2 protein-coding genes are annotated in these 2,290 nt (G+C 69.8%); both read right to left on the bottom strand.

The window, feature by feature from the left end:
- The coding region (locus tag IEZ15_RS43730) for a hypothetical protein (protein ID WP_189282488.1) at window positions 1–590 on the bottom strand (590 nt) is incomplete at its 3' end.
- A partial coding sequence (locus tag IEZ15_RS43725; RefSeq protein WP_229846601.1) for a hypothetical protein occupies window positions 587–2,290 on the bottom strand: 1,704 nt, incomplete at its 5' end. The genes IEZ15_RS43730 and IEZ15_RS43725, both read right to left, overlap by 4 nt.

Here is a 2,290-nt window from a genome sequence, read left to right as displayed (position 1 = left end):
CCCGCCACGATCCACGCACCGCGGCGCTGTGTGACGGGGTCCGCGAGCAGACCCAGCACGCCCGTGACGCCGTTGGAGCCGTTCGACGGTCCGGCGTGGCCGACCTCGGTATCGGGCGCGTACCAGAGACGTCCGGGTATGGCACGTGCCGCGTCCGTCGCCACGCTCCCGCCGTCGGCACTGCGGATCTTCGCCGTCTCGCACGCGACCAGTACGACCGGAGCCGGGGGCTGCGCCGGGTCCCTGAGCGTCTCCATGAAACGCGCGAACCGGGCACCGTCGACGACCAGCGGCTTTTCGCCCACCACATGGAGTTCGATGCCGTTCTCGGTGCCGTGCGCGTCGAAGAACAGCGGCCTGACCGGCTCCTTCGCATCCCGCGCCGGTGCGGCCTGCCAGGGGAGCTCGCCGGCCGGGGAGTCCGTGTCGCTGTCGGTGTCGAGTACGACACCCCCTTCCTCCGTGGCCCGGTAATGCGCGAACAGGACCCCGTCCGAGCGGTACGCGGCGTAGAAGGCCTCCCGGGGCACCCAGTCCTGCGGGGTGTGTGACGCGTAGCCCAGTGTCCGGCCGTCGGTGTCACGAATCACCCGGAGGCCTTCGTGGACCTGGCCGAAGGAGACCTGACGTCCGTCCGTGGAGTTGGGGTGGGGCCCCCGAGCCCGTGGTACATCCGCATGACCTCGGGCGAGAACGGCTTCCCGTACACCAGCCCGGTGAAGACCTCCGCTACGAACTCGCGGGGGTTGCCGGCGGCGTAGGCGCTCACCCCGAGGGCGAGAGCCTGATGGGGTACGGCGTCGCCGTCCCGCCCGCTGCGGCCGGCGAGCTGTGTGAAGGCCAGATCGTGGTACTGGGCACGGGCGTTGGCGTAGTGCAGGAAGTGGCCCAGCTCATGCACCATCGTGCCGACGCCGGAGGGGTCGAGCTCGGTCGAGAGGTAGCGGTACCGCTTGTCGGCGAGCTTGTTGGTCAACGGATTGCCGACGACGTCGGGCGAGGCGATCACCGCGTTGGGTGCGAGGTACTCGGCGCGCTGTAGCCGGCCCCCGCTCCGCTCGGCGATCAGGTCGTTGTGGACCTCCAGAAACCGGCCGTACTTGGGCAGGTGCAGCTCGACGTCGGGAACGTGGAAGCCAGCCTCCTGCACTGTGATTACGGCCTTGCGGAAGTTGTCGATCCGAGCGTCGCGGAGGCTGTCCGTGGGGTCCCCGTGGACGGTGACCTGCGTGCCGTGGACGTCCTCGACCACCGGCGTCAGGTTCCCGAGGTGGGAGCCGGTGTCGAGTGCCTCGGCCTGGTTGGCACGGTCGAGATAGGAGTTGAGTTCCGGGTAGAGCGTGGAGCGGGTCAGGTCGTTGCGGGCACCGTCCATCAACTCCCGTACACGAACGGCGGACACACCCGCGTCGACGGTCACCCCACCAGCCGCCGCCTGATCCCGCTTGGCCGCCAGCTGCTGGCGCGAGAGCTCATCGGCAGCATCGAGCGCATCGTCCGACAAAGCGCCGTGGTGGGTGCGGTCGCCAGTGAAGATGTCGTGCGTGGTGTTGTTCGCCGGATCGACCCGATCCGGCAACCGTCGGCCCGCGAAGTCGCTCACATCAGGATGGATACGGGCGTACCGGTCGAGAAGCTGTGCCTGGTGCGCCCGCTCGGCGATGCGCTGGTGCAGATCGTCCCGCTCGGACCGGACGTGTGCGGTGAGGCGGTCGACCGCCCCGGTACGCTCGCTGGGGCCGTTCTTGCCCGACTTCCATGCTTCCACGGCATCGAGGATGGCCTCCAACTGACGCTGGTTGGCGTCATGGGCACCAGGCAGCTTCCGGCTGCCATTCGCCCACTCGTGGACAGCCGTATCGATGCGTCGCAGAGCGTTGGAGCGCCGCGCCCGCGGCAGCGTCGACAGAGCCCGCCAACTGTCGATGATCTCGCTGTCCCCGACCCCGCGGCTATCGGTCGGGAGCGCGCCCGACGTTGAGCCGCCCTCCGTGGGCGGGCGACCGGAGGGCGATGGCTGGCCGTCGCCGCCGACCGCCGCCAGGTCGTCGGACATCGCCTGCTCCGCACTTTTCTGCGGCGCGGAGTTGAGGGTTTCGAAGATCATGTCCGAGAAGGTGGCGGTGTGCGGCACCGCTTCCCCCCGCGGGGCGGGGACGAAGGCCGGGCCGGTTTCGAGTGACTCTCCCGCCACGATCCACGCACCGCGGCGCTGTGTGACGGGGTCCGCGAGCAGACCCAGCACGCCCGTGACGCCGTTGGAGCCGTTCGACGGTCCGGCGTGGCCGAC

Source organism: Streptomyces atratus (assembly GCF_014648655.1).
Classification (GTDB): Bacteria; Actinomycetota; Actinomycetes; order Streptomycetales; family Streptomycetaceae; genus Streptomyces; species Streptomyces atratus.
This window is presented reverse-complemented; position numbering and strand designations above follow the sequence as displayed.